This is a genomic window from Faecalibacterium hattorii, from assembly GCF_003287455.1.
GTDB classification, from domain to species: Bacteria; Bacillota; Clostridia; order Oscillospirales; family Ruminococcaceae; genus Faecalibacterium; species Faecalibacterium hattorii.
In genome coordinates, this window is sequence record NZ_PRLC01000005.1 from 57,430 (window position 1) to 83,096 (window position 25,667).

General features: G+C 59.6%; 25 protein-coding genes and 1 tRNA gene. 8 read left to right on the forward strand and 18 right to left on the reverse strand.

All coding sequences use genetic code 11. From position 1 onward, the window contains the following. The first annotated feature begins 84 nt into the window (after positions 1-84). The 3 genes from C4N23_RS04730 to C4N23_RS04740 all read left to right on the forward strand — a co-directional run bounded on the left by C4N23_RS04730 (position 85) and on the right by C4N23_RS04740 (position 2,856). Positions 85-1,110: a sugar kinase gene (locus C4N23_RS04730; protein ID WP_055190107.1), complete on the forward strand. Its 1,026-nt coding sequence runs from the start codon at positions 85-87 to the stop codon at positions 1,108-1,110. Between the two features lie 19 nt (positions 1,111-1,129). Next, a complete protein-coding gene (kduI, locus tag C4N23_RS04735; protein WP_055190109.1) occupies positions 1,130-1,978 on the forward strand; it encodes a 5-dehydro-4-deoxy-D-glucuronate isomerase in 849 nt (282 codons plus the stop codon). A gap of 77 nt (positions 1,979-2,055) precedes the next feature. Next, positions 2,056-2,856: a gluconate 5-dehydrogenase gene (locus tag C4N23_RS04740; RefSeq protein ID WP_112144439.1), complete on the forward strand. Its 801-nt coding sequence runs from the start codon at positions 2,056-2,058 to the stop codon at positions 2,854-2,856. 74 nt (positions 2,857-2,930) lie between these two features. Here C4N23_RS04740 and C4N23_RS04745 read toward each other — a convergent pair whose 3' ends face one another. Beyond that, complete coding sequence (locus C4N23_RS04745; protein ID WP_146746467.1) at positions 2,931-3,983, reverse strand: leucine-rich repeat domain-containing protein; 1,053 nt, start codon at positions 3,981-3,983, stop codon at positions 2,931-2,933. A gap of 261 nt (positions 3,984-4,244) precedes the next feature. Here C4N23_RS04745 and C4N23_RS04750 point away from each other — a divergent pair, with 261 nt between their 5' ends. Beyond that, complete coding sequence (locus tag C4N23_RS04750) at positions 4,245-4,724, forward strand: cytochrome C (protein ID WP_112144443.1); 480 nt, start codon at positions 4,245-4,247, stop codon at positions 4,722-4,724. A gap of 196 nt (positions 4,725-4,920) precedes the next feature. On the opposite strand, the gene C4N23_RS04755 is transcribed toward C4N23_RS04750, so the two are convergent. From C4N23_RS04755 to C4N23_RS04765, 4 genes are all read right to left on the reverse strand, one after another. After that, positions 4,921-5,802: an aldose epimerase family protein gene (locus C4N23_RS04755; protein ID WP_112144445.1), complete on the reverse strand. Its 882-nt coding sequence runs from the start codon at positions 5,800-5,802 to the stop codon at positions 4,921-4,923. Then, on the reverse strand, positions 5,799-5,960 hold the full coding sequence (locus tag C4N23_RS13975) for a hypothetical protein (RefSeq protein WP_172678628.1): 162 nt from the start codon (positions 5,958-5,960) through the stop codon (positions 5,799-5,801). The genes C4N23_RS04755 and C4N23_RS13975 overlap by 4 nt, the downstream gene beginning before the upstream one ends. A gap of 72 nt (positions 5,961-6,032) precedes the next feature. Further along, a complete protein-coding gene (locus tag C4N23_RS04760; protein ID WP_112144447.1) occupies positions 6,033-7,523 on the reverse strand; it encodes a UxaA family hydrolase in 1,491 nt (496 codons plus the stop codon). A gap of 88 nt (positions 7,524-7,611) precedes the next feature. Beyond that, on the reverse strand, positions 7,612-9,126 hold the full coding sequence (locus tag C4N23_RS04765) for a tagaturonate reductase (protein ID WP_112144449.1): 1,515 nt from the start codon (positions 9,124-9,126) through the stop codon (positions 7,612-7,614). A gap of 308 nt (positions 9,127-9,434) precedes the next feature. Between C4N23_RS04765 and uxaC the strand changes: the two genes are divergently transcribed. Both uxaC and C4N23_RS04775 read left to right on the forward strand, forming a co-directional pair. After that, positions 9,435-10,868 (forward strand): glucuronate isomerase, encoded by a 1,434-nt coding sequence (uxaC, locus tag C4N23_RS04770; RefSeq protein WP_112144451.1) that lies wholly within the window; start codon positions 9,435-9,437, stop codon positions 10,866-10,868. A gap of 148 nt (positions 10,869-11,016) precedes the next feature. Further along, positions 11,017-11,092 (forward strand) — tRNA-Pro (locus tag C4N23_RS04775). Positions 11,093-11,259: 167 nt separating this feature from the next. On the opposite strand, the gene C4N23_RS04780 is transcribed toward C4N23_RS04775, so the two are convergent. The 3 genes from C4N23_RS04780 to C4N23_RS04790 form a co-directional block, all read right to left on the reverse strand. Further along, complete coding sequence (locus tag C4N23_RS04780; RefSeq protein WP_055190126.1) at positions 11,260-12,159, reverse strand: DegV family protein; 900 nt, start codon at positions 12,157-12,159, stop codon at positions 11,260-11,262. A gap of 45 nt (positions 12,160-12,204) precedes the next feature. Then, positions 12,205-13,497, reverse strand: coding sequence for an adenylosuccinate synthase (locus C4N23_RS04785; RefSeq protein WP_112144453.1), 1,293 nt, complete (start codon positions 13,495-13,497; stop codon positions 12,205-12,207). Between the two features lie 193 nt (positions 13,498-13,690). Then, complete coding sequence (locus C4N23_RS04790; protein ID WP_055190130.1) at positions 13,691-13,894, reverse strand: DUF896 domain-containing protein; 204 nt, start codon at positions 13,892-13,894, stop codon at positions 13,691-13,693. Positions 13,895-14,001: 107 nt separating this feature from the next. Here C4N23_RS04790 and C4N23_RS04795 point away from each other — a divergent pair, with 107 nt between their 5' ends. Continuing rightward, a complete protein-coding gene (locus C4N23_RS04795) occupies positions 14,002-14,655 on the forward strand; it encodes an epoxyqueuosine reductase QueH (protein ID WP_112144455.1) in 654 nt (217 codons plus the stop codon). On the opposite strand, the gene C4N23_RS04800 is transcribed toward C4N23_RS04795, so the two are convergent. From C4N23_RS04800 to C4N23_RS04830, 7 genes are all read right to left on the reverse strand, one after another. After that, positions 14,600-15,724, reverse strand: coding sequence for an MFS transporter (locus C4N23_RS04800; protein ID WP_112144457.1), 1,125 nt, complete (start codon positions 15,722-15,724; stop codon positions 14,600-14,602). The two genes, C4N23_RS04795 and C4N23_RS04800, sit on opposite strands and share 56 nt — an antisense overlap. Before the next feature lie 78 nt (positions 15,725-15,802). After that, a complete protein-coding gene (locus C4N23_RS04805) occupies positions 15,803-16,696 on the reverse strand; it encodes an RnfABCDGE type electron transport complex subunit B (protein ID WP_097839825.1) in 894 nt (297 codons plus the stop codon). A 16-nt stretch (positions 16,697-16,712) separates the two neighbouring features. Further along, the gene (locus C4N23_RS04810) at positions 16,713-17,345 is read right to left on the reverse strand and encodes an electron transport complex protein RnfA (protein ID WP_112144459.1); all 633 of its coding nucleotides are present in this window, start codon (positions 17,343-17,345) and stop codon (positions 16,713-16,715) included. Between the two features lies 1 nt (position 17,346). Beyond that, complete coding sequence (rsxE, locus tag C4N23_RS04815; protein ID WP_097839826.1) at positions 17,347-18,012, reverse strand: electron transport complex subunit RsxE; 666 nt, start codon at positions 18,010-18,012, stop codon at positions 17,347-17,349. Between the two features lie 16 nt (positions 18,013-18,028). Further along, positions 18,029-18,577, reverse strand: a complete 549-nt coding sequence (locus C4N23_RS04820; RefSeq protein ID WP_112144461.1) for an RnfABCDGE type electron transport complex subunit G — start codon at positions 18,575-18,577, stop codon at positions 18,029-18,031. Beyond that, on the reverse strand, positions 18,574-19,533 hold the full coding sequence (locus tag C4N23_RS04825; RefSeq protein ID WP_055190144.1) for an RnfABCDGE type electron transport complex subunit D: 960 nt from the start codon (positions 19,531-19,533) through the stop codon (positions 18,574-18,576). Before C4N23_RS04825 ends, C4N23_RS04820 begins: the two co-directional genes overlap by 4 nt. Further along, complete coding sequence (locus C4N23_RS04830) at positions 19,533-20,774, reverse strand: RnfABCDGE type electron transport complex subunit C (RefSeq protein WP_425349581.1); 1,242 nt, start codon at positions 20,772-20,774, stop codon at positions 19,533-19,535. The genes C4N23_RS04825 and C4N23_RS04830 overlap by 1 nt, the downstream gene beginning before the upstream one ends. A 420-nt stretch (positions 20,775-21,194) precedes the next feature. On the opposite strand from C4N23_RS04830, the gene C4N23_RS14300 reads away from it, so the two are divergent. After that, positions 21,195-21,323 carry a hypothetical protein gene (locus C4N23_RS14300; RefSeq protein WP_275539591.1) on the forward strand — a complete coding sequence of 43 codons (129 nt, stop codon included), beginning with the start codon at positions 21,195-21,197 and terminating at the stop codon, positions 21,321-21,323. A gap of 79 nt (positions 21,324-21,402) precedes the next feature. Here C4N23_RS14300 and C4N23_RS04835 read toward each other — a convergent pair whose 3' ends face one another. From C4N23_RS04835 to C4N23_RS04845, 3 genes are read right to left on the reverse strand one after another with little or no spacing between them, the layout of a single operon-like run. Beyond that, entirely contained in the window at positions 21,403-23,715 is a 2,313-nt protein-coding gene (locus C4N23_RS04835; RefSeq protein ID WP_112144463.1) for an ATP-dependent Clp protease ATP-binding subunit, read from the reverse strand. A 24-nt stretch (positions 23,716-23,739) separates the two neighbouring features. Continuing rightward, entirely contained in the window at positions 23,740-24,435 is a 696-nt protein-coding gene (locus C4N23_RS04840) for a hypothetical protein (RefSeq protein ID WP_112144465.1), read from the reverse strand. 15 nt (positions 24,436-24,450) lie between these two features. Beyond that, a complete protein-coding gene (locus C4N23_RS04845; protein ID WP_112144467.1) occupies positions 24,451-25,656 on the reverse strand; it encodes a DUF5711 family protein in 1,206 nt (401 codons plus the stop codon). Between the last annotated feature and the right edge of the window lie 11 nt (positions 25,657-25,667).

Genomic DNA, 25,667 nt, shown 5'->3' on the forward strand with positions numbered 1-25,667 from the left:
CGCCATCCCACCTGCCATGCTCCGCCGCACCGGTCTTCCCTGCGGCGGGCTTATATAGGAAACAACAAAAAGGAGAATACCACAATGAAAGTCGTTACTTTTGGCGAACTGATGGTTCGTCTGCAGCCGTTCAACTATGAGCGCTTCGTTCAGGCAAACAATCTGGAGTTTAGCTTCGGCGGCGGCGAGGCGAATGTCGCAGTTTCTCTGGCCAACTACGGTCTGGACGCTGCTTTCGTCACCAAGCTCCCCGCACACGCCATCGGTCAGGCAGCCGTCAACAGCCTGCGCCGTTACGGTGTTGACACCAGCATGATCACCCGCGGCGGCGATCGCGTTGGCATCTACTACAACGAGAAGGGCGCTTCTCAGCGCGGTTCCGTCTGCATCTACGACCGTGCCAACAGCGCCATCCAGCTGGCTCAGCCCTCCGACTTCGATTGGGACAAGATCTTCGAGGGTGTCGATTGGTTCCACTTCACCGGCATCACCCCGGCTCTGGGCCAGAACGTCGTCGAGATCTGCCTCGAAGCCTGCAAGGCTGCTAAGGCACACGGCGTGAAGATCAGCTGCGACCTGAACTACCGCGGCAAGCTGTGGACCCGTGAGCAGGCTCGTGCCGCTATGACCGAGCTGTGCCAGTACGTTGACGTCTGCATCTCCAACGAGGAGGATGCAAAGGACGTCTTCGGCATCGAGGCTGAGGCTACCGACATCTACGGCGGCAAGCTGAACGCTGAGGGCTACAAGAGCGTTGCAAAGCAGCTGGCTGACAAGTTCCACTTCGAGAAGGTCGCCATCACCCTGCGCGAGTCCCACAACGCTTCCGAGAACGGCTGGAGCGCTATGCTGTACGATGTCGCTTCCGACGAGTACTGCTTCTCCAAGAAGTACGAGCTGAAGATCATCGACCGCGTTGGCGGCGGCGACTCCTTCGGCGGCGGCCTGATCTACGCCCTGCTGACCGGCAAGAGCACGCAGGAGGCTGTTGAGTTCGCTGTGGCTGCTTCCGCTCTGAAGCACTCCATCGAGGGCGACTACAACATGATGACCGTTGCTGAGGTCGAGAAGCTGGCTGGCGGCGACGGTTCCGGCCGTATCCAGCGCTAAGAGCAGGAGGGGATCCGAAATGGATATCCGTTACTCCTGCAACCAGAAGGACTTCAAGCGCTATACCACCGAGGAAATGCGCGACGAGATGCTGATCACCGGCCTGTACAAGGCCGATGAGGTCGTGGCCGTTTACAGCCATGTGGACCGTATGGTCACGCTGGGCTGTATGCCGGTGCACGAGACCGTCTCCATCGACAAGGGCATCGACGTCTGGGCCAATTTCGGCACCCACTATTTCCTCGAACGCCGCGAGATCGGCATGTTCAACATCGGCAAGGATTCCACCGGCATCGTGGTGGCCGACGGTGTGGAGTACAAGCTGGGCTATAAGGACTGCCTGTACATCACCAAGGGCACCAAGGAAGTGACCTTCGCTTCCGCCGATCCGGAGCACCCCGCCAAGTTCTACATGGTGTCCGCTCCGGCACACTGCTCGTACGAGACCCGCCTGATCAAGATGGCCGATGCAAACCATCGTCCTCTGGGCAGCGTCGAGACCTGCAACAAGCGCACCATCAATCAGTTCATCCACCCGGATGTCCTGAAGACCTGCCAGCTCAGCATGGGGATGACCGAACTGGAGCCGGGTTCCAACTGGAACACCATGCCCAGCCACACCCACGAGCGGCGGATGGAGATCTATACCTACTTTGAACTGCCGGAGGGGCAGGTGGTGTTCCATATGTGCGGCGAGCCTACTCAGACCCGCCACATCGTGATGCACAACGAGGATGCTGTCATCAGCCCCTCTTGGAGCATCCACAGCGGCGTAGGCACCTCGAACTATACGTTTATCTGGGCAATGGGCGGCGAGAACATGGAGTTTGACGACATGGACAACATCGCTACCACTGACCTGCGCTAAAAAGCACCCTGCACAAGCCCCGTACCGGCTGCCCGGTATGGGGCTTTTTGCTAAAAATTTAACTTGAGGAGGAAATTATGAATCTTTCTGCATTCGATCTGAAGGGCAAAGTCGCCCTCGTCACCGGCGGTGCCCACGGCATCGGTTTTTCCATCGCTGCGGGCATGGCCCAGTGCGGCGCGACGGTCTGCTTCAACTGCTCCAACGAGGGCAGCCTTGAAAAAGGCATCGCCGCCTACAAGGAAGCGGGCATCGACGCCCACGGCTACGTCGCTGACGTCACCGACGAAGCCGCCGTCAACGCTATGATCGCCAAGATCAAGGCAGAGGTGGGCCCCGTGGACATCCTCGTGAACAACGCAGGCCTGATGAAGCGGGTGCCCATGATTGAAATGAGCCACGCCGACTTCCTGCGGGTCATCGACGTCCACGTCGGCGGTGCGTTCAACTGCTCCAAGGCCGTCCTGCCCGATATGATCGCCAAGCGCGAGGGCAAGATCATCAACATCTGCTCCATGATGAGCGAGCTGGGCCGCGAGACCGTCTCCGCTTACGCTGCTGCCAAGGGCGGCCTGAAGATGCTGACCAAGAACATCGCCTCCGAGTACGGTGAGTACAACATCCAGTGCAACGGCATGGGCCCCGGCTACATCGCCACCGCCCAGACCGCGCCCCTGCGCGAGATCCAGCCGGACGGCAGCCGCCACCCCTTCGATCAGTTCATCACCGCCAAGACCCCTGCCGGCCGCTGGGGCGAGCCGGAGGACATGGTCGGCCCCTGCGTCTTCCTCGCCTCCCACGCTTCCGACTTCGTGAACGGCCAGATCCTCTACGCCGACGGCGGCATCCTCGCTTACATCGGCAAGCAGCCCAAGTAAGTTTTCCACTGAAAACGCTGATAACGTGAAAAACAGCCCGTACAGTCTTGCACTGTACGGGCTGTTTTTGTGGTTTAGGTTTTATCCATCAGATATTCAACTTTAGGTTTTGCGCCGGACTTCGCGGCTTCTGTGTACGAGATGTCCAGATACTTCAGCTCCTTGTTGCTGTCCAGAATGGCACCGCAGAGCGCCGAATCCACCCGTGCCTGATGGGTCAGGTTCAGCCACACCAGACTCTTCATCTGGGCCAGCGGGGTATAATCCAGCGTTTCATACGCCTTCTCGTCGCCCATGCTGGCACCCATATTCAGATAACGGATGTTCGTCTGTACCAGCGGTTCCAAGCCGGGATATGTCGTCCCACTCGTCAGCCCCAGATAAGACAGCTGTTCCATCTGCGCCAGCGGTTCCAGCGAAACAAGCGTATCCACTGACAGACTCACCGAAGTCAAGGCCGGAAGCTTTCCCAGCGGCGTGAGATCCAACGTACCGCAGTTGCTCAGGGTCAGCGTCTGCAATGCCTGTAACTCTTCCAGCGGCGCAAGCGTCTCCGGTCTTGCATTGCCAATCGACAACATCTTCAAACCCTTACAGGCGCTCAGACCGGAAAGGTCGGTCAGCTCATCATACGGCTGCGAAGCGCTGTACGAAAAATACTGTAAGCTGTCGAAATGCTTCAGGTCGTTCAGTACGGACAGGCTCTGAAAGGCGGTTCCATTGTACAAATGCCGTACTTCCGGGTCCGTCTCCACCATCTCAAAGGTGAATGTATCCCCGCTGGTAGGCTGTTCCAATGCTACATCAAAGCCATCTGCGTTGCTTGCCCGCAAGACAAGCACTTGAATGTTCCACACATCGCTGTGCAGGATATCACCTTCCGGTTTATCCAGAACAAAGCGGACGTGGGCTTCCATAGCAGGGTCTTCCCACTGGATGACATAATCTTCACCATGCTCGACGGTCTGTGAAGAGATTGCACTGTATCTTGCATCGACACCAGCTAAGGCCATTTCGTCCCGGCTGTCCGGCAGGGACGATGCCGAATTACTTGTTTTCGCTGCACAGGAGCAGAGGAGCAATAAACCCATGAACACAGCCAACAACGTTCCGAGTAGCTTTTTCATAGGATACCCCTCCAATTTTTGCTACTTTAGCTTAAGTATACAGAGGATTTGTATATTGTCAATATATTATTTCAACATTTCGCATTTTATTATAGTCTATTGTTGCATCAGAAACAAAAATTATTTTACTTTTCATACTTTTGTAAAGTATTACTTCTTGCTTTTCCGGTCGAACTGTGTATAATAGTTACTCGTGGGCAACTTTTCACACGAAGGTCTGCCCACGAAGGAATTTTTCACGAACAAGGAGAATACATCACTATGAAACTGAAACATGCTGCTGTCGTGGCTGCTGCTCTGGCACTGGCCATCGGCATGACCGCTTGCGGTTCTTCTTCCTCTACCGCTTCTTCTGCTGCCTCTTCTGTGGCTTCCTCTGTGGCTTCCTCTGCTGCCGCTTCTTCCGAGGCTGCAAGCTCTGAGGCTGCTGTGGAGCCCGCTGAGTACACCGTGTACAACACCACCGGCACCAACGTCGCCGAGCTGTACCTGTACGCTGTCGGTTCTGAGGACAAGGGCGAGAATCTGGCCGGTGAGGGTCTGGCAGACGGCGAGAGCGTCGTTCTGACCCTGCCGGAGGACGCAGACACCTCCGCTAAGTACGTTCTGGAGTTCACCACCGATGACGGCGCCACCCAGAGCTTCGAAACCCTGAGCTACGAGGTCACCCCCATCTCCCTGCTGAGCGTTGACGCTGCTGCAGGTGCTACCCCCATTGCTTTCGCTGCACCGGAGAAGTAATTTCTGCGGCAGAGCCGCAAATTAAAAATCCCCCGAAATCGGAAAAGCGTTTGTGCCGAATGGCACACCGCCCGATTTCGGGGGATTTTGTTCTACTTTGGGTTTATCAAGGGCGAGCAGCCCTTGATTCGTGCCCGCGCCTCGAAAAAGCGGCGCTTTTCTGGTTCTCTTTTGGCGCGCAAAAGAGAACCATCCATCAGATCTTCTCGATGGTAATGGTCCACTCGCTCGTGAGGGCCTCATCGGGCTCCAGCACCTCGTGCTTGCCTTCCTCATTGACGCTGTTGGCCCAGCCGTTCCAAGGCTCCATGCAGACGAAGCTCTCGGCGTCCTGCTGCCAGAGCACGCCGTTGGTGAAGCTCTCGTCGGCGTCCACGGTCACCTTGTGGCCGTTGCCCTTGTCGGTGAAGGTCATGGGGAACTCCACGCCGGTCATCAGGCGGATGGAGTTGTCCGCGCCCTCCTTGCGGGTCAGGGTGATCTTTTCCGGGGCGGCGGGCTGCTCGCCCTTGGCGTTCTCGGAGCAGGTGGCGCACTTGATGTCAAAATCCACATTCTCCAGCGCGGAAGCGGTGAAGTAGGGGTGGTAGCCGAAGCTGAAGGGCATCGGGACATCACCCTCGTTGATGACGGTCATACTGATGGAAGCGGTGGTGCCGTTCAGGTCGTAGTTCACCAGCAGGGTGAAGTCGAAGGGGTAGAGGAACTTGGTCAGCGGGGTGGACTCCAGAATAAGGGTCACGCCGTCGGGGCCGACACTCTCCACCTCCCATGCGCAGAGGTCCGCGAAGCCGTGGCACTCCATGGGGTAGGCCTTGCCGTCAAACAGGTGGACGCCGCCGTCCGGGTTGCCGCAGCTGGGGAAGAGCACCGGCACACCGAACCGGGGGCGGTTGCACTCGCTGAAGTTGGGGCGGCGGGTCCAGATGTACTCGTCGCCGTCGAGGGTGAAGCCGGTGATCATACCGCCGCGCTCCGGGGTGATGGTCAGGGCCGTCTTGGCAGCCGGGTCGGTGATGACGTACTGCTCGTAGCAGGCGCCGCCTTCGGTAACGTACTGGGTGGTGATCTGATTCATTTTAAGTCCTCCCTATTTTTCTGGCTTTCTGCCAGTTTTTTGAAATAGTAATCAACGCCATACCGGATGAAGTATTTTACAAGCCAAACTGCGCCATAGATGATCGCTGCATAAACCAGCAGTGTGATCAAGAGCATTCCTGTTGTATTTACTGCCATAATAAAACTTCCTTCCTGTATTTTACAAAAAGGCCGCCGTGCGCAAAACAAACGCACAGCAGCCTTTTTTATTTATAACACGACGCCGTCCTTGAAGATGGAGATCTCACGGAAGCCGTGCTTCTCGGCCTTGGTCTGCTCGCCGCTGGCCACGCGGATGACCAGTTCCAACAGACCCTGTGCGGTCTCGTCGATGGTCTTCTCGCCGTCGGCGATGACGCCGGTGTTGTAATCGATCCAGCCGGACTTCTTGGTGGCCAGCGGGGTGTTGGTGGCGATCTTCAGGGTGGGAGCCGGGGCCGAGAACGGGGTGCCGCGGCCGGTGGAGAAGAGGATCATGTGGGCACCGGCAGCGGTCATGGCCGTAGCGGACACAAGGTCATTGCCGGGGCCGTAGAGCATGTTCAGGCCCTTGGTCACCACCGGGTCGCCGTAGCCGATGACGTCCATGATGGGGGCGGTGCCGCCCTTCTGGACGCAGCCGCAGCTCTTGTCCTCCAGCGTGGTGATGCCGCCCTGCTTGTTGCCCGGAGAGGGATTGTCGTAGACGACCTCATTGTGGCTGATGAAGTACTCCTTGAAGCCGTTGATCATCTTCTCCGCCTTCACAAAGACGTCGTGGTTGATGCAGCGGTCCATCAGGAAGCCCTCGGCACCGAACATCTCCGGCACCTCGGTCAGGACGGTGGAGCCGCCGCGCTGGCCCAGCATATCGGAGAAGCGACCGATGGTGGGATTGGCGGTGATGCCGGACAGGCCGTCCGAGCCGCCGCACTTCATGCCGACCACCAGCTCGCTCACGGGGATAGGCTCACGCTTGAACTGGCCCGCGTAGGCGGCCAGCTCCTTCAGGATGTCGCGGGCGGCGGCGAACTCGTCGTCCACGTCCTGACAGGTCAGGAACTTCACGCGGTCGTGGTCGTACTCGCCCAGCTCTTCCACGAACTGATCGTGCTGCAGGTTCTCGCAGCCCAGATGGAGCACGAGGACGGCAGCGGCGTTGGGGTGGCGGACCAGTGCGGCCAGCAGCTTGCGGGTCTGGGCGTGGTCATGGCCGGTCTGGCTGCAGCCGAAGGGGTGGGTGAAGGTGTACAGACCCTCGATGCTGCCGGTGACGAGGTCCTGATTGTCCGCCACGATCTTCTTGGCGATGTCGTTGACACAGCCGACGGTGGGGATGATCCAGATCTCGTTGCGGATGGCGGCGCGGCCGTCCTTGCGGCGGAAGCCCATAAAGGTCTCCGGGGCCGCCTTGGGCAGCGGAGCCAGATCGGGGGCGGGGTTGTAGCTGTACTCCACCTCACCGGAAAGGTTGGTGTGGACGTTGTGGGTGTGCATCCAAGTGCCCGGCTGGGCGTCGGCGGTGGCGTGGCCGATGGGGAAGCCGTACTTGATGACGTTCTCGCCCTGCTTGATGGGGGCGACTGCCATCTTATGACCCTGCGGGATGTCTTCCAGTGCGGTGACGGACAGACCGTCCACCTCCACGAGGGTGCCCTTGGCGATGGGGTGCAGCGCGACCACAACGTTGTCGATGGGGCTGATATGAATTGCCTGCGGCATAGTGTATCTCCTCAAAAACTCTCTTTGCAAAAAAGGGGGCTGCTGCCCTCAGCAGCAGCCCCTCGGTTCCCATGGAACAGTGTTCGGCTTACAGGCAGCTCTTATAAGCAGCCTCGGCACCCTCGGTGCGGATCTTTTCGAGGTCGGCCAGAACGGCAGCCTCCAGACCCTCGATCTTGGTCAGGTCCTGATCCCACATCTGGGTGTTGCTCAGCACGGCGTGCACCAGCTCAGCGGCGGTGTCGTCCTTGTGGGCATAGTAGAAGTCCAGTGCCCATGCGTCGTCCTGAATCTTATAGGTGTTGCCGGCCGGGCGCTTGCAGATCAGGCCGTCGGCGGTGCGCTCCTGAATGTCGTTGGAGTAGAAGGCGATGTAAGCGGCCAGAGACATGGTCAGGCACTGGGGCAGCTTCTTCTGCTCCTCGATGTAAGCGAGGAAGGAAGGCATGTTGCGGGCCTTCCACTTGGAGGTGGAGTTCAGGGAGATGCTCATCAGCTCGTGGTTGACGAAGGGGTTGTTGAAGCGATCCTCCACAGCGGATGCGAAGTCCTCCAGATCCTTCTTGTCCAGCGGCAGGGTGGGGATGATCTCCTCGTGCAGCATCTTGTTCATGAAGCCGCGGACGGTGTCGTTGTGCATGCAGTCACGCACGATGTCAAAACCGGCCAGATATGCGCCCAGAACGAAGCCGGTGTGGGCACCGTTCAGGATGCGGACCTTGCGCTTCTTGTAGGGGGTAACGTCCGGCACGACCATGACGTTGACGCCAGCCTTCTTGAACGGGAGCTTGTCCTCCAGACCGGCAGGGCCCTCGATGACCCAGACGCCGAAGACTTCGCCGACGTCCAGAACAGCATCATGGTAGCCGTTGGCCTCTTCCAGAGCAGCCAGCTCCTTCGGGTCACGGATGCGGCCCGGAACGATGCGGTCCACCAGAGTGGAGCAGAAGGTGTTGGCGTTGTTCATCCAATCGATGAAGGTAGCGTCGAGGTTCCAGTCCTTTGCGTAGTTGTTGCAGCACTTCTTCAGCTCTTTGCCGTTGTTGTCGATCAGTTCGCAGGACAGGATGACCAGACCCTTATCGGCAGCGCCGTTGAAGGCCTTGTAGCGCTCATACAGCACACGGGTCAGCTTTGCGGGGAAGCTGTTGGGGGGCACCTGATCGAACTCGCTGTCGCCCTTGTTGTAAGCGATGCCAGCCTCGGTGGTGTTGGATACAACGGTCTCCAGCTCCTCAGAGCGGGCCAGCGCCAGCACGTCGTCCCACTTGTTGTCCACGTAGGGGCAGACGCAGTCGGACACGCAGGAGATCACCCGCTTTGCATCGACCTTCTGGCCCTTCTCGCTGCCGCGCAGATACAGGGTGTACAGGCCCTCCTGCTCGTTGATCCAGTCGGCCATCTGGGGGAAGTTGCCGATGGGCTGCACCAGCTTGACTTTGCCGTTGTAGCCAGCTTTTTCGTTGGCGATATCATAGAAGTAGTCCACGAAAGCGCGCAGGAAGTTGCCCTCGCCGAACTGCATGACCTTGATGGGAGCATCCTTCAGGATGTAGCCGTTGTAGCCAGTCTGTTCCAGAACCTTGTAGTTCAAAGTTTCCATTTTGGTGTTCTCCTTTTAAGTTTGCTTTGCTTCGCTTGGGAGAGCTCGTGTACTCTCCCCTCTTGCTCCTATTGTATGCTGTTGTATACAAATAAGTCAAGTGTTTTTTGCTAGATTTTTAGGCCAAAACAGGCCATTTTTATAAATTCCAGCGGTTTTCACAAGGAAATGCCTGAAAATTTGTCAGTTTTTCAGTTGTATACATCGGCTTTTTTCGGTATACTATGGTTAGGTACAGCCCGCCCGCGCGGACGGGCAGCCCCGACTTTTTACCACTCGATGAATGAATCAGAAAAGGAGTTCGACCCATGAAAGCATTTATGGATAAGGAATTCATGCTCCAGTCTGCTACGGCTCAGCATCTGTATCACGATTATGCAGAGGATATGCCCATCTGCGACTATCATTGCCACATTCCTCCCCGCGAGATCTACGAGAACCGCCGCTTTGAAAACATTGCTCAGGTCTGGCTGGGCGGCCGCAACCCGGACGGCAGCTACTTCGGCGACCACTACAAGTGGCGCGTGATGCGCTCCAACGGCGTGCCCGAAGAGTACATCACCGGCGACAAGCCCGATCGCGAGCGCTTCCAGAAGTTCGCTGAGGCTCTGCCCATGGCCATCGGCAACCCGATGTACCACTGGACCAATCTGGAGCTGCACCACTTCTTCGGCTACGAGGGCGTCCTGAACGGCGACACCGCAGAGGAAGTCTGGAACCTGTGCAACGACAAGCTGCAGCACGATCCCAAGCTGACCGTCCGCGGCCTGATCGAGCAGTCCAACGTTGCTTTCATCGGCACCACCGATGACCCCATCGACGATCTGGAGTGGCACAAGAAGATCAAGGAAGACCCCACCATCAAGTTCACCGTGGCCCCCTCCTTCCGCCCCGATAAGGCCATCAACATCCAGAAGCCCGGCTTCGCAGAGTACATGGGCAAGCTGGCCAAGGTCGTCGGCAAGGAGAAGCTGGCTTGCATCAACTGCGTCTGCGATGCACTGACCAAGCGGATCGAGTTCTTCGTCGAGATGGGCTGCCGCGCTTCCGATCACGGTCTGGACTATGTGCCCTACCGCGAGGCCACCAAGGAAGAGGTCAACGCCATCTACCAGAAGGCCATGGCTGGCGAGGCTGTCACCGCGGAAGAGGCTGAGAAGTATCAGACCTACATCCTCATCCATCTGGGCAAACAGTATCACCGCCTGAACGTCGCTATGCAGATCCACTACAACTGCCTGCGCGGCGTCAACCGCAAGATGAACACCCTGCTGGGACCCGATACCGGCTTCGACATGATCAACACCGCCACCTGCGGCGGCGAGATCGCAAGCCTCCTGAGCGCTCTGAACGACACCGACGAGTGCCCCAAGACCATCATCTACAGCCTGAACCCCGGCGACGACGCACAGATCGGCACCATTCTGGGCTGCTTCCAGAACAACGAGGTCCCCGGCAAGATCCAGCACGGTTCCGCATGGTGGTTCAATGACCACAAGATCGGCATGGAAGAGCAGATGACTCGTCTGGCAAGCCTCGGTCTGCTGGGCAACTTTGTCGGTATGCTGACCGACAGCCGCAGCTTCCTGAGCTACACCCGCCACGACTACTTCCGCCGCATCCTGTGCAACATCATCGGCCAGTGGGTCGAGGACGGCGAGTATCCCAACGACGAGAAGGCTCTGGAGAAGATCGTCAAGGGCATCTGCTTCGACAACGCAAAGCGTTACTTCGCCCTGTAATCATCTCCCCTTCTGATTGATCCCAGCGCATCTGCCCGGCTCGGAGCCGCTGTCCCGTACAGCGCCCCGGCCGGGCTTTTTGTTGGATTTTTGCCCGTTCAGCATTGACGAACGCCCCGAAACGCGATATACTAGTGTGGTATCTTTCCGGGGTGTTGCGCAGTTGGTAGCGCGCCTGCTTTGGGAGCAGGAGGCCGCGAGTTCGAGTCTCGCCACTCCGACCAGAATGGCAACATGGCGATCCTATCAAGGGTCGCCATGTCTTTTTATAGAGAAAACATCTCAGTTGATCCAATATCCTTATTGGTTCCATTTTTACCAGCTAAAAAAGCCCGCCTGTGGAAAGCATAAATGCTATACCACAGGCGGGCTTCTCTTTTTATTTATTCTTTTACTGCTTCTTCCAGCGCCGCATAATGCCCATTCCCAGCGCATAGGGGCCGGTGTGGACGGCGATGGTGCAGCCGATCTGCAGCAAGCCGACCTCGCACTGGCTGGCGGGGTACTTGGCGCGGAGGGCGGCACGGGTCTGCATCCAAAGGCGCCTGCCCTCTTCCTCGTCGTAGCCGTAGCCCACGGTAATGCAGTAATCGTCGGGGGTCCCGTTCCGCTCGGACAGGTACGCCATCAGCTGTTCCAGCGCTTTCTCGAAGCTCTTCTGGCGGCCGCGGGCCACGCCGGCGGAGAAGATCTCCCCCTCCTTGAAGAGGATCATCGGCTTGATGCCCAGAATGTTGGCCGCGCGGCCGGTCACCTTGCCGATACGGCCGCCCTTGATGAGGTAATCGAGGTTGCCGACCGTGAAGAAGATCTGGTTGGTGGCGCGCTCAGCGCTCAGCCAATCCACGGCTTCGTCCAGTGAGCAGCCCGCGTCGCGCATGGCGACGGCGTTTTCCACCACGATGGACTCGGTGACAGTGGCCGCCGTCGAATCCATCACCTCGATCTTAGCGTCCGGGTAGTCCTCCAGCACCAGCTCGCGGGCGTTGCGGGCACTGCCCACACAGCCGCTCATCTTGCTGGTGAAGCAGAGGCAGAGCACCGGGCGGCCGGCCTCAGCATGGGCACGGAAGGCCGTCTCAAAGTCCTCCAGCGAGGGCAGACTGGTCTTGGGGTAGGCCGAGGGGTTATCTACCATGAACTGATAGAAGTCCCGCACCGCGATTTCCTTGCCCTCTTTGCGGTAGTGCTCGCCGTCCAGCGAGACATAGAACGGAACGATCTCGATGTTCAGCTTCGCCGCCGTTTCCGGGGTCAGATCACAGGCACTGTCGGTAATGATATCAAACATATGTGACGCTTCCTTTTCGATTGCGGTCCGGGAAAGCAGAGCGGATCAGACGCGATGGATATAAGCCTCGCGCTCTGCGCCGACCGAGATATAGGTGATCTTGCAGCCGACCGCCTTTTCGAGGTGCTCAACGTAAGCCTGAGCCTCCTTGGGCAGATCCTCCCACTTGCGGGCAGCGGTGATGTCGCAGTGCCAGCCGGGCAGGTACTCGACCACAGGCTGCGCGGTATCCAGCGCCTCGCCCATGGGGAAGCGGGTGGTGGTGGTGCCGTCTTCCAGCTTGTAAGCGGTGACCATGGGGATCTTCTCCATGTAGTCCAGCACGTCCAGCAGGGTCAGGGCGACCTCATCGCAGCCTTGGCAGAAGACGCCGTAGCGGCTTGCCACCAAGTCGATGGGGCCGACGCGGCGAGGACGGCCGGTGGCTGCGCCGTACTCGTGGCCAGCCTCACGCAGTGCGTGCTTCTCTTCCTCGGTCATAGCCAGCTCGGTGACAAAGGGGCCGTCGCCGACGCAAGAGGAGTAAGCCTTCATGACGCCGATGGAGTTGTGCAGCTTGTGGCCCGGAATGCCCGCGCCGATGGGGGCATAAGCGCCGATGACGTTGGAAGAGGTGGTGTAGGGATAGATGCCGAAGTCGATGTCGCGCAGAGCGCCCAGCTGGGCCTCGAACAGGATCTTCTTGCCGGCGGCATCTGCGTCGGCCAGATACTGACCCGCGTCGCAGATGTAATCCTTGAAGATGGCGGCATACTTCTCCAGCCAAGCCCACATCTCATCCACGCTGATGGGGGCGGCGTTGTAGCTGCCCTCCATGACCAGATTCTTGGAATCGACCATGGTGACGAGGCGCTTCTTCACGGAGTTGTCCAGATGGAGCAGGTCGCCCATGCGCAGGGTCTTCTTCATGTACTTATCGCCGTAAGTGTAAGCGATGCCGCGCTTGGTGGAACCGAACTGTGCACCGGTCTTGGAGAGGCGGGCCTCTTCCAGACCATCCTGCTCCACATGGTAGGGCATGGTGATGGTTGCACGGTCGGAGATCTTCAGGTTATCGGGAGTGATGACGATGCCCTGCTCGCGCAGCTTGTTGATCTCGCCATCCAGATGGTGCGGGTCGATGACCATACCATTGCCCATCACGCAGACAACATTCGGGCGCAGGATGCCGGAGGGCAGCAGGTTCAGCACGAACTTGCCGCGCTCGTTCTTCACGGTGTGGCCCGCGTTGTTGCCGCCCTGATAGCGCGCAACGATGTCGTATTCCTGACTGATAAGGTCGACCATGCGGCCCTTGCCCTCATCGCCCCAGTTGATACCCGTAATTGCAGTAAGCATAATAAATGACCTCTTTATCATTTTCAAAAGACAGCCTTTTCCGCGCACCTTGCGCGGGATACGCCACCTTGGGAATCTTGTGCCGCCCTGCCAAGCAGCCACAACAGCACAAGTATAGTATAGCACGCTTCGGCGCACAAAAAAAGAGGGGTTTTGCAAATTCTTGCGTGTCCCTCCCCGATTTGACCTTATTTTAATCCTTTTTGGTCAGCTTATGCACCGTGCCGTCCGGCTCCTTGATGGAGGTGTTGGCCAGCTGGGCGCGGAGGCTGGCCTTGACATCGGCCACATACTCCTGCCGCAGAGCTTGCTGCTCCGCCTTTTCGGCCTCGGTCAGGCCGGTGGTCTTGCTTTTGCGCGCCAGCTCGTTGATGCGGGCGATCTTTTCGTTCGTCATGGGAAGCTCTCCTCTTTTATGCGAAAGTGTGTTATAATAAAGTTGGTTTTGGTGATTTCTCCGCGCGGACGCGCGGAGAAATCACAATGTATTTAGTATACCAAAGGATGATATCCATGTCAAAACAGTTGAATTTTGCACAGCAGATGGACGAAGTGTTGAAAACTCTGGGGGATGCCCGGCCAAAGCTGTTGCTCCATGCGTGCTGCGGGCCCTGTTCCAGCGCGGTGCTGGAGCAGCTCTGCGCCCATTTTGAGATCACCGTCCTCTACTACAACCCGAACACATGGCCCGCGGAGGAGTACCACCGCCGCGGCGAGGAGCTGGAGCGCTTCGTAGCGGCAGCACACCCGCTGGGGGTGACCGTCATTGAGGACCGCTACGACCCGCAGGAGTTCTACTCCGCCGTCGCCGGGCTGGAAAACGAGCCGGAGCGGGGCAGCCGCTGCACCGTCTGCTACCGGCTGCGGATGCGCCGGGCGGCCCAGTACGCCGCCGAGCACGGCTTCCAGTGGTTCACCACCACCCTGTCCATCAGCCCCCACAAGGACGCCAAGCGGATCAACGAGATCGGGCAGGAGCTCGAAGCCGAGTTCGGCGTGAAGCACCTGCCCTCGGATTTCAAAAAGCACAACGGCTATCTGCGCAGCTTGCAGCTGTCGGAGGAGTATGGCCTGTACCGGCAGGACTATTGCGGCTGCGAGTTCAGCGCTCGCGCGCGACAAGCACCGCAAACACACACAGGCCCACACAGGGGATGATGTTGGTCGCCATACCGGCGGCAAGGCCCGCACCCTCGGCCACGCGGCCGATGACCCACGGCATCAGGATGGCGCCGCTGGACGCCACAGGCAGCATGATGCCCATGCTGGTCACGCTGGTCATCTTGCCCGCGCTGGCCACGGCGGTGGGGTTCATGCCCGCCATCGCAAAGGCAAAGGCGAAGAGCAGCAGGATGGCCGAAAGCTGGCTGTCGGCCCGCATCAGGAAGACATAGAAGATGGTGCAGGTCACCGCCATGACCACCATCGCCTTGCGCGGGGCCTTGAAGGGGAAGACAAAGGCGATGAGGAGCCGGGCCACCAGCGTGGCCCCCCACATCACGGTGACGGTGTAGGCCGCCAACGTGCCCGCAATGATGCCGCTGCCCTTGAAGTAGGTCACCATCCAGCCGGTGACGCTCTGCTCGGCGGCGTTCTGGCAGAACAGCAGACCCGTCAGCAGCCAGAACTGATAGGAGCGCAAAAAGCTCCAGTCGATCGCGGCCTTTGCCCTCTGGACCTTGCCGCCCATCGGCGTTTTCAGGTAGACCAGCCAGAGCACCACCCCCAGCGCCGCCAGCAGGAAGACCGCCAGCGAAGTGCTGACCTTGGCCGCTGCCGCGATCAGGAAGGGGCAGAGCAGTGCGCCACAGGCGTAGCAGCTGTGCATCAGGTTCATGCCGCGGGTGCGGTCGGCGGAGTTGTCGCTGACAAGGATGGTGCACGCATTCATGGCGCTGCCCTTGGCGATGCCCACGAGGAAGAACGCCGCCGCCAGCAGCACTTCCGCGCCGGTAAAGCCCATAATGCCGTACCCCAGCGTGTAGCCGACGGTCAGCAGCAGGACGCTGGGCTTCAGCCCCAGCACCCCCGGCAGCACGCCGGCCAGAAAGCCCGCCAGCAGGTTGCCAATGCTCATCAGGGAGAGCAGGGTGCCGGTCATGCCGTAGGCAAAGCCGTACTGCTCCTGCAGCAGGCTGACCACCACGCCGCTGGAGATGGCACAGATGCCGCTGAAAAAGAAGGTCACGAAGCCCGCATTCCGCAAGCGCATTTTTTGTTCGTTCATCCGGGTTTTCCTCACTTTCTTCCTCATTATAGTAAAAAAATAGACGGACTGCAAGCAGTCCGTCTATTTTGCGTTTGGTTATTCTGCCTTGGGAGCCTCAGCGGGCTTCGCAGCAGGAGCTGCCGGTTTTGCAGCAGCGGGAGCTGCGGGCTTCACCACCGGCTTCGGGGGATACGGATCGTCCTTCAGCGGGAAGAGGATGATCTTCTTCGGGCACTTCTGGGCGCACATGCCGCAGCCCTTGCACTTGTCGTAATCGACCCGTGCAACGCCGTCCACAACGTGAATGGCGTCGAACTTACAGGTACGCTCGCACATGCCGCAAGCGATGCAGGAAGTGGTGCATGCCTTCATGGCGACGGGGCCCTTGTCCTGATTGGAGCACATGACCACCGGCTTGCGGGGGCCGGCAGCGTCGATCATGATGACCTTCTTGGGGCAGATGTTGGCACAGGCACCGCAGCCGGTGCACTTGTCCTTGTCCACCTTTGCCACGCCGTCCACGATGTGAATGGCGTCGAACTTACAGACCTTGGTGCAGTCGCCCAGACCGATGCACGCGAAGGTGCAGGTCTTGGGGCCGCCGTACAGGGCAGCGGCTGCGGCGCAGCTCTGGATGCCCTTGTAATCGTAGCTGGGCTTGCAGTGCTCGGAGTTGCCTTGGCACTGGACCACAGCCTTCTTTTCCACCGCGCTTGCCTCGCCGCCCATGATCTTGGCGATGGCAGCGGCTGCCTTGGGGCCGCCGGGGGCGCACTTATCGCAGGGCACGCCGTCCATAACGACAGCCTTTGCGTAGTCCGCACAGCCCGCGTAGCCGCAGCCGCCGCAGTTTGCGCCGGCCAGACAGGAGGCAACTTCTTCAATGCGGGGATCTTCCTCCACCGCCATGAACTTGGCAGCGGCGACCAGAACGATCGCGCCCACCGCGCCCACGATGGTACAGAGGATAACAGCTGATGCAATATTCATAGTTCTGTTTCCTCCCTTACAGCGTCACGTTGAACAGGTTCTCGACCAGACCGCCGAAGCCCATGAAGGACAGGCTGGTGATGGCCGCTGCGATCAGCGTGATGGGCAGACCCTTGAAGGGTGCCGGGGGATCGCAGGCTTCCACGCGCTTGCGCACGCCGCTGAACATGACCATGGCCAGCATGAAGCCGACGCCCGCGCCCACAGCGCAGACCAGAGCCTCGATGTAAGCGGCGGCAAAGCCCAGCGTGGCAACGTCGGCACCGTAGTCGTCAACGACCAGAATGGTGACGGCCAGCACGCAGCAGTTGGTGGTGATCAGGGGCAGATAAACGCCCAGAGAGTTGTACAGGGCAACGACATACTTCTTCAGGAAGATCTCAATGAACTGGACCAGAACGGCGATGACCAGAATGAAGACGATGGTCTGCAGATAGCTCAGGCCAGCCGGGTCCAGAATGAAGATCTGCAGCGGGAAGGTAACTGCCGTTGCGACCAGCATGACGAAGATAACAGCGCCGGACATACCGAGGGAGGAGTCCAGCTTTTTGGAAACGCCCAAGAACGGGCAGATGCCATAGAACTTCACCAGCACGTAGTTGTTGACAAGGATCATGCTGAAGAAGATAGCAGCGAGTTTAACGAGCATCTTATTCCGCCTCCTTCTTCAGATTGTCAAGGTCGCAGCAGCTCTTGCGCTCGATGCGGGCGTCCAGCTTGCCTTCCAGCCAGATGCAGCCGGCCATCAGGCAGCCAAAGCAGAAGAATGCGCCGGGAGCTTGGGTCATGATGCCCATCTTGGCCATGCTCTCCGGCAGGACCTGAAAGCCCAGCCAAGTGCCGCTGCCGAGGATCTCACGGATGGTGGCCATCAGGGTAACGGTCAGGGTGTAGCCGACGCCCATGCCGATGCCATCCAGAGCGGAATCCACGACATTGTTCTTGCATGCGAACATCTCGGCGCGGCCGAGGATGATGCAGTTGACGACGATCAGGGGCAGGAAGACGCCCAGTGCGGTGTACAGGCTCTCCATGTAGGCGTGCATCACCATCTGCACGATGGTAACGAAGCCCGCGATGATGACGATGTAGCAGGGCAGATGGACCTTTGCGGGGATCACGTTGCGCAGCAGCGAGATCAGGATGTTGGAGCAGACCAGCACGAATGTGAAGGCCGCACCCATGCCCAGTGCGCTGGAAACAGCCGTGGTAACGGCAAGGCAGGAACAGGTGCCCAGAACCAGACGCAGGACGGGGTTTTCTTTGATGATGCCGTTGGTAAGGATGCTTACCTTGGACTTCTTTTCATTTGCCATTTCTTACCAACCTCCTTTATGCCAACTCATTGTAGCAGTTGATGCAGTCGTTGATGGCGGCAAACAGAGCCTTGGAAGAAATCGTTGCGCCGCTGTACGCATCGTAGCCCTGACCCAGCGTGATGTTCTGGGTGCCGTCCATGCCGTCGAACTGGGCGAGGAAGCTGTCGTTCGCGACATTGGAGCCGATGCCCTTGGTCTGGGTGGAAGCGTCTACCCAGATGCCGGTGACAGTGCCGTTGGTATCAAAGCCCATGATGACGGACAGGATGCCGCCGTCGAAGCCCTTCTCCTCGGCCTTGATGGCGATGCTGCCATCGGTGGCCTTGACCACGCCCGCCACGTTCTCGGTGGTGAAGTCGGTCACTTCGTCCAGATCGGATGCGCTGGCGACGGTGGGCATAACGTCCACATAAGCGGCCAGCGTGGCAGCCTTCTGGTGCTCTTCGATGATGGGAGCCGTAAAGGAGTTGACCAGTGCAAGCAGGAAGCTGACGATCAGAGCGATGACGCTCAGAACGACCACCGGCTTGACGGTGCTTTCCCATGTAGAATTCTTACTCATTTGCCAGCACCCTCCTTTGCTTTCTTTGCGGGCTTGACATAGCCATAAGGAGTCTGACGGGTCCAATCGTTGATGAAGGGGACCCACAGGTTCATGAACAGCAGCGCGAAGGAAACGCCCTCGGCGTAGCTGCCCCACTCACGGATGGCGAAGGTCACGATGCCCAGCGCCACGCCGTAGATCAGCTTGCCCTTCAGGGTGAAGGGGCTGGTGACGTAGTCGGTCGCCATATACACAGCGCCGAACATCAGGCCGCCGGACAGGATGCCGACCAGCGCGCCGTGGAGGCTGTGGGTGGAGATGAGGTAGAAGATGAAGACGCTGCCGATGTAAGAGGCCGGGATCGCGATGCTGATGGTCTTGGTGGCCACCAGATAGATCAGGCCCAGCACGCAAGCCAGTGCGCAGGTCTCGCCCAGCACACCGCCATGGATGCCCATGAACAGATCCAGCAAGCTCAGCTTGGAGGTATCCGCGACCTTCAGCGGGGTAGCGCTGGAGAGCTGATCCACGGCTGCGTCGGGGTAAACGAAGGTGTTCATGGAGTTTGCGAAGCTGACGAACAGCACGATACGGCCGACCAGTGCGGGGTTTGCAAAGTTCATGCCGATGCCGCCGAACAGCTGCTTGACCACCACGATGGCCACCAGATCACCGACGATGAGCTGGCCCAGAGGCATCCCCACAGGCACATTCATGGCCAGAATGATGCCGGTGACGACGGCGGACAGGTCGCCGATGGGGTTGGGCTTCTTGAGCAGCTTGCAGTACAGCCACTCAAAGCCGACACAGGCGATGACGGAGACGGCGGTCACCAGCAGTGCACGCCAGCCAAAAATGATTGCAGAGGCGACCACGCAGGGGGTCAGGGCGACGATCACGTTTGCCATCAGGCTGGTGGTCGACTCCTCCGAGCGCAGGTGCGGGGAGGCCGAAACAATAAGCCGAGTATCCATTACTTATTGCCTCCTTTTTTGATTTCACCAAGGTAGAACGCCTTTGCCAGACCCATCATCTGAGTGCAGGGGCGCTTTGCCGGGCAGACGAACGAGCAGGAGCCGCAGTTGAAGCAGTAGTCCACATGCAGCTTGCCCAGTTCCTGAACATCACGGGCGGCGTAAGCCTGATTGACTTCCACCGGCTCCAGACCCATCGGGCAGTACTCGACGCAGCGGCCGCAGCGGATGCAGGGAGAGACGGGGGCGGGCTGTGCCGCAGTGTCGCTCAGCATGATGAGGCCGGAGGTGGTCTTGGTGGTGGGATAGCTCAGGTTCTCGACAGCGGGGCCCATCATGGCACCGCCGGCGACCACCTTGCCCAGCGTGACGCCGCCCTTGATGCCGGCAGCGTTGATGACATCCTCATAGGCGGTGCCCACGGGGACGATCAGGTTCTGGGGCTTGGCGCAAGCGTCGCCGTCCACGGTGATGCAGCGGCTGACCACCGGCATACCGGTCGCCAGATACTTGCCCAGCGTGGAAACGCTGGTCACGTTCATGACGATGGCACCGGCATCGGCGGGCAGACCGCCGTGGGGCACTTCGCGGCCGAGGCACTTCTCGATCAGGATCAGCTCTGCGCCAGTGCCGTAAACGCTGGGCAGAGGCTTGACCTCGATAGCGGGCTTGTCCTTGGTCTTCTGGCACAGCAGGTCGATGCACTCCGGCTTGTTGTTCTCAATGCCGATGACGCACTTCGGGATGCCGACATACTTCAGGACGGCCTCGATGCCGCGGATGATATCATCGCTGCAATTCAGCATTTCCTGCGTGTCGCTGGTCAGCCACACTTCGCACTCGGAAGCGTTGATCAGCAGGGTATCCACCGGCGGCTTCGGCTGGAGCTTGACGTCGGTCGGGAAACCTGCGCCGCCCAGACCGACCAGACCACACTCCCGCACAGCAGCGAGGAAGCTGGCCTTATCGGTCACTTCCGGGGCCTTGACGGCAGGGTCAACGGTCTGCTTGCCATCGGTCTTGATGACGACGGAGTCGCACATCCGGCCATTGGACAGACGGAAGGGTTCCACGGCAGCAACGGTGCCGGAAACGCTGGAGTGGATATTGGCAGAGACGAAACCGCCAGCTTCGCCGATCTTGGTGCCGACGAAGACCTCGTCGCCCTTTTTGACCAAGGCTTTCGCCGGGGCGCCGATGTGCTGGCTCATCAGGATGCGTACCTGCGCGGGCAGAGGCATCGGAACTGGTTTGCTTGCAGCAGTTGCTTTGTCATGCGGCGTATGCGCGCCAAGCGCCGCACGTTTCAGCTTGTTCAACATGGACTTAAATCCCCCATTCTGACTTGAATTGCCGCCCCCGGCCCTCGTACAGGCGCACGGGTGCCCAAGACGGCAGCTGCTTAACACGCTTATTGTATCATTTTGTACCCGGAAGTTCAACGACAACTGAGCGAAAATGATGCAATTTCCTGAATTTTATTTGCTATTTTTGATGATTAGGCATAACTAACCATTGATATTTTTGTAACGTTTCCCAAAAAATACGGATGTTTGCCTTTCGGCGCAGAATATGTTATACTGGGTATCATAACTCAGGGGGAGCCCCCCGTGCACCCTTTTTACCCCGGTTTGCAATCACCCGCCAAGGAGGATAAAACGATGAAAATTCTCAAAGCTCTGCTTGCTGTGTTCACGTTCTTAGCTGCCGCGCTGACCTGCGCTCTGCTCTTTGTGCAGGACAAGCACGCCCCCCGCTATATCCAGATCTACACCGGCGAGCACGATTGAGCTTCCGCTTCCCGCCAGAATTTGCAGACAAATACAAAAGCCGCCGTGCAGCGTTCAAAACTGCACGGCGGCTCGTGTTTTATTTCAGAACGACCTCGTCGTTCTCGGCGTCCACGGTCAGGGTGGAGCCGGAGGCGAGGGTGCCGTCGATGATCTTTTCAGCAGCGGGGTCTTCCACCGCCTTGCGGATAACGCGGCGCAGGTCGCGGGCACCGAACTTGCCGCCTTGGCTCTTGACCACGAGGGCGTGGAGCGCGGCGGGGGTGTAGCTGTAGCGGATGCCCTTGGCCTCCATGCTGGGCTTGTACTCGTCCAGCATCAGGGCGGCGATGCCCTCCAGCGTCTGCTGATCCAGCGGCTTGAAGGTGATGACCTCGTCCACGCGGCCAAGGAACTCCGGCCGCAGGAACTGGGCCAGCGCCTTGCGGGTCTTGTCCTCGCTGAGCTGGCTCTCGCTCTTGTTGAAGCCAAGCCCGCCGGTGGACTGGTCGCTGCTGCCCGCGTTGGAGGTCATGCAGATGACGGTGTTGGAGAAATCCACCGTCCGGCCCTGCGCGTCGTTGATCTTGCCTTCATCGAGGATCTGCAGCAGGATGTTCATGACGTCGGGGTGAGCCTTTTCGATCTCGTCGAAGAGCACGACGCTGTAGGGGCGGCGGCGGACTTTTTCGGTCAACTGACCGGCCTCCTCGTAGCCCACGTAGCCCGGAGGCGAACCGATCATGCGGGAGACCGCATATTTTTCCATATACTCACTCATATCGAGGCGGATGAGGGGGTCCGGGCCGTCGAAGAGCTGAGCGGCCAGCTGCTTGACCAGCTCGGTCTTGCCGACGCCGGTGGGGCCGACGAAGATGAAGCTGGCGGGGCGGCGGCGGCCGGACAGGTCGGCCCGGCTGCGCTTGACGGCCTGTGCCACCAGATGCACGGCCTCATCCTGCCCGATGATCTTCTTTTTCAGCTCGGACTCAAGGCCCGCCAGCTTCGCGTACTCGGTCTCGCGGATCTTCACCGCCGGGATGCCGGTCCACAGCTCGATGACCTTGGCCACATCGTCCATGGTCACCTTGATCTCGCTGGCAGCGGCCTGTTTGGCGGGCAGCTCGCTTTCAAGCTGGGCCATCCGGGTCTTCCGCTCGGCCATCTGCTCGTAGTCGATGGGCTCGTTGACGTCGGTGTTCTCCATCTCGGCCTCTTCCTGCTTCAGAGCGTCCAGCTCCTTCTGCATGGTCAGGTACTCCGAGATAGCCGGGTGGGCCAGATTGCAGCACGCACAGGCCTCGTCCAGCAGGTCGATGGCCTTATCGGGCAGGTAGCGGTCGGTGATATACCGTTCACTCAGGGTGACGGCGGCGCTGAGCACATCGGCGGGCACCTGCACATGGTGGTGCTCCTCGTAGTAGTGCTTGATGCCGTTCATCACGGCCAGCGTATCGGAGACACTGGGCTCCTCGACCCGGACGGGCTGGAAACGGCGTTCCAGCGCCTGATCCTTCTCGATATACTTGCGGTACTCGTTGAAGGTGGTGGCGCCGATGACTTGGATCTCCCCGCGGGAGAGGGCGGGCTTCAGGATGTTGCCCGCGTTCATGGCACCTTCGCTCTCACCGGCGGAGGTGATGGTGTGGATCTCGTCGATGAACAGGATGACGTTGCCCGCCGCCTTGACCTCACTCAGCAGACCCTTGACCCGCTGCTCGAACTGGCCGCGGAACTGAGTGCCCGCCACAAGGCTGGTCAGGTCCAGCAGGTAGATCTCCTTCTCCTTCAGGCCCGCCGGGACGTCGCCCTTGGCGATCCGCTCCGCAATGCCCTCGGCGATGGCCGTCTTGCCGACACCGGCTTCGCCGATGAGGCAGGGGTTGTTCTTCTGGCGGCGGCTCAAGATCTGGATGGTGCGGTAAATTTCCCGGTCCCGCCCGATGATGTCATCCAGCTTGCCCTCCTTCGCCTTGCGGGTCAGGTTCTCGCAATAGGTATCCAGAAATTTGCGGCGGGGCGGCTTTTTGCCGTTCCTGCCGGGCTTTTTCTCTCCCTTGGGGGCCTCCTGCGTGCCGCCGTTCATGCTCAGCGGGAAGGTCGCGCTGGAGCCGGGCATCAGGTCCTCGTCCCCGTCGTCGTCCTCCTGCGGCTGGCCCATGTTCATCATCATCGAGAACGGATTCATGGAGCCGGAGCCGTCGCCCAGCTCCTGCATCATGTTTTCCATCCGGTCCTCCATGTTGTCCATGTCCTCGTCCGACATGCCGAACTGCTTCATCAGGTCCTCCACGGGCTTGATGTGCAGTTCGCGGGCACAGTGTAAGCAGTACCCCTCATTTTTCATCTGGCCGTTCTCCATGCGCTGCACGAAGATGATGGCCGGACGCTTTTGGCATCGAATGCAGACCATAGTTCCTCCTTCAGTTCCGCCCCGTTACAGGAACGGGTTGAACAAATTGAATGCTTTATAGTAAAGGCTGCCGCTCATCACCGTATCGTTGAGAACGGTGAGATTGCCGCCGGTGATAACGATGAGTGCCCAGACCACGCAGAGCACCAGATAGATGTCCACGAGGCTGGCCAGTGCGCCGATGCTCCAGCCAAGCCCGTGGTTGACGGCCCCGATGACCGGGAGCTTGTTCACCAGCCCCAGCACCGTGACCAGCAGACTGACGAGCATCCGCAGCAGGGCGAATGCCACGAAGAACAGCACCAGCGAGATGACGGGCGTCAGCAGCGGGGCCAGCACTTTCTGGACGATGACATCCGCCAGCACCACGGCGTTGTCGTTGAGCACCGCCGAGATGGAGCGCTCACAGGCCTCTACGATGGATGCGCGGAAGCTCTCCGGCAGAAAGCCCGCGTACTTGGCCGCGATGCCGGAAAGGCTGACCGCCCCTTCGGCGGAGATGCTGGCCGCGATCTGGTCGCGGAAACTGTTCGCAAAAACCTGCTCGAACACCTGCCCGGCTGCCCAGCCGGAAAACTGCCGGGCCCCGAACAGGCTGACAAGGTTGCCCGTCAGCTGCACGACCGCCGCCAGAAACCCCTTGCGGGCATAGCGGACCGCCAGCAGCAGCCAGACCACCGTACAGATGATATCAAAAATAAATGACGGATTCTTGAACATACAATATTATCCTTGTTATTTCTGCGGCACTTCCAGTACCTGCGCGGTGTTGCCGCTGAAGAGCAGCAGCTCCTTGGTATCGGCCAGCAGCGCTTGGGGCTTGGCTGCGAGGGTCTGGCTCCACTGCTGCTCGCCGGAGATGTTGTAACACTCCACCCCGCTGTCGCTGAGCAGGTAGAACAGGCTCCCCGCCCGGACGATGGAATTGGCCGAGGACACCGTGCCGCTGAACTGGACATTCAGGCTCTTATCCAGCAGCACCGCCTGATGCAGCTGGCCGGAACCCAGCAGCAGGGCCACATTCCCCGCCGCGTCCACCGAAATATCCTTCAGGGTGTTTCCCGCAAATTCGTAGGCTGCGCGCTCGCCGCCGCCCGCATTGTAAAGGACAGCGCGGGAGTCGTAGACCGCCAAGATCGTGGAGGACGAGGTCCACCCCAGCCACTGCGGCACGCCGCTCTGGTTGGCAAGGCTCACGGGGTCGCCCGACGCCAGATTGACGAGGTAGAGGTTCGTCATCATCTGTCCGCCGCCCGCCGTGACCGCTGCCGCCGCCAGCTTCCGCCCGTCGGGGGAAAAAGCCATCCGCAGCGGGGTGCCGTCGTTGGAGCTCATGCTCCAGCTCAGCACCTGCTCCATGTTGGAATTGTAGATGAGCAGCTCTGCCATGGCGCTGACGTCCTCGGTGACCACGGCCAGATTGCCGTTGTCCGCCATGGCGCAGAGGAAGATGCTGTTCTCCAGCTGCTTCGTGTAAAGGTTCTGGGTGCGGCTCTCCACCCGCAGCTCATTGCCGGAACGGTTGTAGAGCACAAAGCGATTCTTCCCCGCTGCCAGCGCCGGGCGGGCGTAGCCGCTCTGGATGCTATTCAGCTTTTTGCCGCTGCGGGAGTAGACGACGCAGCCCTCCTTGCCCAGCTCGACGAAGCTGCCGGTCAGCGATTCCACCTGCGTCACTTCCGAGACACCGGTCTGCTGCGGCCAGCCCGCGCCGGGTAAAAGGGCGATGCGGGCCGTGTCGATGAAATCTTTCGCCATCGCCACCGAGCTGCCCACAAGGCCGGTGGCGAACAGCACGATGCCCGTCAGCAGCACCAGCAGCACCGCCGTGCGGCGGATGCGCTTATTGCGCGCCCTCTGCCGTGCCTGTTCGAGGTATTCGACGCGCCCCGCCGAAAGCGGTTCGTCGTTTTCCGCACGACTGCGAGTAAATTTTCCCATCAGTTTCGCCT

Excerpts from the sequence above, each read along its gene's own strand:
- C4N23_RS04760 (WP_112144447.1), bottom strand. The coding sequence starts at position 7,523 with ATGCCGCAGGCAATTCATATCAGCCCCATCGACAACGTTGTGGTCGCG.
- C4N23_RS04750 (WP_112144443.1), top strand. The coding sequence starts at position 4,245 with ATGAAACTGAAACATGCTGCTGTCGTGGCTGCTGCTCTGGCACTGGCC.
- C4N23_RS04780 (WP_055190126.1), bottom strand. The coding sequence starts at position 12,159 with ATGTTTGATATCATTACCGACAGTGCCTGTGATCTGACCCCGGAAACG.
- C4N23_RS04835 (WP_112144463.1), bottom strand. The coding sequence starts at position 23,715 with ATGGTCTGCATTCGATGCCAAAAGCGTCCGGCCATCATCTTCGTGCAG.
- C4N23_RS14300 (WP_275539591.1), top strand. The coding sequence starts at position 21,195 with ATGAAAATTCTCAAAGCTCTGCTTGCTGTGTTCACGTTCTTAGCTGCC.
- C4N23_RS04800 (WP_112144457.1), bottom strand. The coding sequence starts at position 15,724 with ATGAACGAACAAAAAATGCGCTTGCGGAATGCGGGCTTCGTGACCTTC.
- C4N23_RS04805 (WP_097839825.1), bottom strand. The coding sequence starts at position 16,696 with ATGAATATTGCATCAGCTGTTATCCTCTGTACCATCGTGGGCGCGGTG.
- C4N23_RS04830 (WP_425349581.1), bottom strand. The coding sequence starts at position 20,774 with ATGCCTCTGCCCGCGCAGGTACGCATCCTGATGAGCCAGCACATCGGC.
- C4N23_RS04745 (WP_146746467.1), bottom strand. The coding sequence starts at position 3,983 with ATGAAAAAGCTACTCGGAACGTTGTTGGCTGTGTTCATGGGTTTATTG.
- C4N23_RS04765 (WP_112144449.1), bottom strand. The coding sequence starts at position 9,126 with ATGGAAACTTTGAACTACAAGGTTCTGGAACAGACTGGCTACAACGGC.
- C4N23_RS04730 (WP_055190107.1), top strand. The coding sequence starts at position 85 with ATGAAAGTCGTTACTTTTGGCGAACTGATGGTTCGTCTGCAGCCGTTC.
- uxaC (WP_112144451.1), top strand. The coding sequence starts at position 9,435 with ATGAAAGCATTTATGGATAAGGAATTCATGCTCCAGTCTGCTACGGCT.
- C4N23_RS04790 (WP_055190130.1), bottom strand. The coding sequence starts at position 13,894 with ATGACGAACGAAAAGATCGCCCGCATCAACGAGCTGGCGCGCAAAAGC.
- C4N23_RS04785 (WP_112144453.1), bottom strand. The coding sequence starts at position 13,497 with ATGCTTACTGCAATTACGGGTATCAACTGGGGCGATGAGGGCAAGGGC.
- kduI (WP_055190109.1), top strand. The coding sequence starts at position 1,130 with ATGGATATCCGTTACTCCTGCAACCAGAAGGACTTCAAGCGCTATACC.
- rsxE (WP_097839826.1), bottom strand. The coding sequence starts at position 18,012 with ATGGCAAATGAAAAGAAGTCCAAGGTAAGCATCCTTACCAACGGCATC.
- C4N23_RS04755 (WP_112144445.1), bottom strand. The coding sequence starts at position 5,802 with ATGAATCAGATCACCACCCAGTACGTTACCGAAGGCGGCGCCTGCTAC.
- C4N23_RS04810 (WP_112144459.1), bottom strand. The coding sequence starts at position 17,345 with ATGCTCGTTAAACTCGCTGCTATCTTCTTCAGCATGATCCTTGTCAAC.
- C4N23_RS04840 (WP_112144465.1), bottom strand. The coding sequence starts at position 24,435 with ATGTTCAAGAATCCGTCATTTATTTTTGATATCATCTGTACGGTGGTC.
- C4N23_RS04820 (WP_112144461.1), bottom strand. The coding sequence starts at position 18,577 with ATGAGTAAGAATTCTACATGGGAAAGCACCGTCAAGCCGGTGGTCGTT.
- C4N23_RS04825 (WP_055190144.1), bottom strand. The coding sequence starts at position 19,533 with ATGGATACTCGGCTTATTGTTTCGGCCTCCCCGCACCTGCGCTCGGAG.
- C4N23_RS04845 (WP_112144467.1), bottom strand. The coding sequence starts at position 25,656 with ATGGGAAAATTTACTCGCAGTCGTGCGGAAAACGACGAACCGCTTTCG.
- C4N23_RS13975 (WP_172678628.1), bottom strand. The coding sequence starts at position 5,960 with ATGGCAGTAAATACAACAGGAATGCTCTTGATCACACTGCTGGTTTAT.
- C4N23_RS04795 (WP_112144455.1), top strand. The coding sequence starts at position 14,002 with ATGATATCCATGTCAAAACAGTTGAATTTTGCACAGCAGATGGACGAA.
- C4N23_RS04740 (WP_112144439.1), top strand. The coding sequence starts at position 2,056 with ATGAATCTTTCTGCATTCGATCTGAAGGGCAAAGTCGCCCTCGTCACC.